The organism is Fulvivirga aurantia (genome assembly GCF_009711475.1).
GTDB classification, from domain to species: domain Bacteria; phylum Bacteroidota; class Bacteroidia; order Cytophagales; family Cyclobacteriaceae; genus Fulvivirga; species Fulvivirga aurantia.
The window spans coordinates 1-2,813 of the sequence record NZ_SMMD01000444.1; the positions used below are offsets into that span (position 1 = coordinate 1).

Annotated in this window: 2 protein-coding genes; both read right to left on the reverse strand. The window is 33.9% G+C overall.

Annotation, left to right across the window (positions count from 1 at the left end; all coding sequences use genetic code 11):
- Positions 1 to 187: 187 nt before the first annotated feature.
- Positions 188 to 1,873, reverse strand: a complete 1,686-nt coding sequence (locus E1176_RS02835) for an Ig-like domain-containing protein (protein WP_155209065.1) — start codon at positions 1,871 to 1,873, stop codon at positions 188 to 190.
- The gene (locus tag E1176_RS02840; RefSeq protein WP_155209066.1) at positions 1,873 to 2,757 is read right to left on the reverse strand and encodes a class I SAM-dependent methyltransferase; all 885 of its coding nucleotides are present in this window, start codon (positions 2,755 to 2,757) and stop codon (positions 1,873 to 1,875) included. The genes E1176_RS02835 and E1176_RS02840 overlap by 1 nt, the downstream gene beginning before the upstream one ends.
- Between the last annotated feature and the right edge of the window lie 56 nt (positions 2,758 to 2,813).

Below are 2,813 nucleotides of genomic sequence, written 5' to 3' on the forward strand. Positions count from 1 at the left end.
TCTGTTTTATTAACATCGTTAAATATTGATGTGGATAAAAAATATTTTATACAATGCTGTTGATCAAATGTGGATGATTGTGAATTTCTTCTGAATGATTAACACTCGATGTCTAATTTTCATGTGATAGAAATCTTATTCACAAACAAGCCAGAAGCTATCCACAGATAACCACAGTTTTTCCACACTAAAATTTGATAATATTTGGACCTACTTCCCAATTTGCTCTGAGGGTTGTCACGTCCTGACCATCGCTATTGATGTAAAATATTAGAGGCTCTGGTTCAATATTCTTATGCAAATTACCAGGATCCCATTGTCCATTTCCGTTTTCATCTATTAGTACTCTGACTCTATAAGTGCCTGGGTTGAGCGTAGAAAGCTTTATCTCTTTTTGATTTTTCAACTCCTTAACAACATCTCCACTGTTATTTAAAACCTGTAAAATAAACTGTTGGTTGGTTTCTACTGTCAAAAACCAAGTAGCGAAATCAGCTTGTTGTTTAAAAGTCAATTCTGATTTTAATTGCTTACTCGAGTCTGACTCAGCACTTATAAAAGAAGCAGACGAAAAGTAGATATACGGCTTTACCTTATTTTGTTTTGTAGACTGTTGCGTTGTGTCAGAAGGATTTTGAGTAGAAGTATCTGTTTTTGTTTCAAATAAACTTTGATCGAGTAGGTAAGAAAGCGTGTACCTATCTTTTAAATTATTTGGTTGTAGATGACTTGAGTCTAAGGGTAAAACATGCAAAGAATCAATGTATAAAAAGGCACTGTCATAGTTAATTTTAGATATTGGTTTATTAAACTCTAATGTGGCATGGACAAGACCTTTTTCTACCACTATTGGCTCTATGCTTATTTTAGATTTAAATTCTTCCGGAGATCGTTTCGTTGGTTCAAATTTAATAAACACCGTGTCTGTTTGGCTGTTGGCAATAGAATCAAAAACAGTCACTGTGGCCATTAAGCTATCCTCAATGTTGAATGTGTTAAATGCCTGAATAGTAAGTTGTTCTGGTGATTCATAGTTAGTAATAATGCTATCTATTTCATTGGTAACAATCTGATAATCAGTAATATACTTATTATATTTTATATCAAAAGTGGTAGCCGATTGCCTTGCCCCTTTCAATTCTATTGGCCTAATATCGAGATGTTGTATGGGTATATCTACAGAATCTATATTGTTGTAGAGAGACAGCGTATCACTTTCAAATCCATAGCTTTCAGTTTTACTGTCAATAATTAAGTTTTTGTTTTGATCCATTACTGCAGTGATATAATATTCACCAGCTTTGAGGTTATCAAATTGGTAAAAGCCAGACTCATTTGATTGTGTAAAATATATGGGCGGATGCTCTAATGGGTTTAATGTATCAGCTGCAGGATATAAGCTGACAGTTGCTCCTTTCACTACGGTGTTATTCAGCAGGTCAGTAATTACACCTGTGATCTTAAGCGAATCAAGATAAGAACCTGTACTAAAAGCAAGCTTAAGATTTTCTGCAGGGTTTCCTTCGTTTAAGTCTTGTATTGCTTCTCTAAAGTTAAACGTGTAAGTCGTGCTATCTTCCAAAGGTTGTTCTAATTCAATAACCACGCTTTCCTTTTTATATTTTATCTCATATTCACCCTTAATTCTCGGTGTAATTATTATTTGTTCTTTTGGATTATTGAGTTTGATGGCTTCATTAAAGTTTAATTCAATGCTTTTTCCATCATAATTAAGTTGTGCTTGTTCTGGTGATGATGATTCTAAAACTGGTGGTTCCTCATCTTTTTCTCCACCGGTTGGTGGTTTTTGATTAGCACATCCCCATGCTGTGGTAAGTAGAAGAATGATGAATATATGTTGTTTGTTTAGCATTACTTCTTTTTGATGATATATATAAGACTTGAGTATTCTTGATTGTTTTCTCTGGCAAATCGATTAGATTTCAAACCATTTTTTATGGCTGCCACATAATTGTTTTTGCCTCCATTTTTATATTTCTCACTAAGCATAGAAACATAAAAAGCGTCCAACTTCATCGGTTTGATGTCTACAACTTTTAGTGAATGCTTAAGCATAAGCTTCTTTAGAGTAGGTTGGGTAAAATGACTTAGATGTCTTGGCACATCATAAGCTGCCCAGTGTGACTTGTAAATTTTAGCATCTAAAGAATTCATGTTAGGTACAGCTACTATAAAAACGCCTTTTTTAGATAAATATGTATTTACTTTCTTAAGGAAATCATTTAAATCCGGTACATGTTCTAAGACATGCCACATAGTAATAATATCAAACTTAGCAGAAGAAGGTAAATCATCTATAGATTCAAAAGTATTTGATACACGCAATTGTGCCTGTTCTCTGGCAGTTTGATTAGGCTCTATACCATAAGTTTTCCAGTGCTTAGTGTTAAATACATTTAGAAAATGTCCGGTACCACATCCTATGTCAAGGATGTTGCCTTGTGTATAATATTTTGAAACCAGGGATTTTTTACCTTTCAAAGTGAAATTTCTGGCAATTTTATAAACCTGATTTATAAGGCTGTTTCCTTTGTCCTGATGGGAGATGTATTCTTCAGATTCATAATATTTACCTAGTTGATCGCTTGAAGGCCTTGGGTTGGTAAAGTGAAATGAACATGCATCGCACTTTACAATTACAAAATCTTCTTTAGATACCGTGTGATCCTTACAAATAATAATATTGATCAACTGCCCGCTGTCACAAACCGGGCAGTTATCTAGTCTTTCAAACATAAATTTATTTTGATAAGTAGACCATTAAGATCGAAACATCAGCGGGTGATACGCCA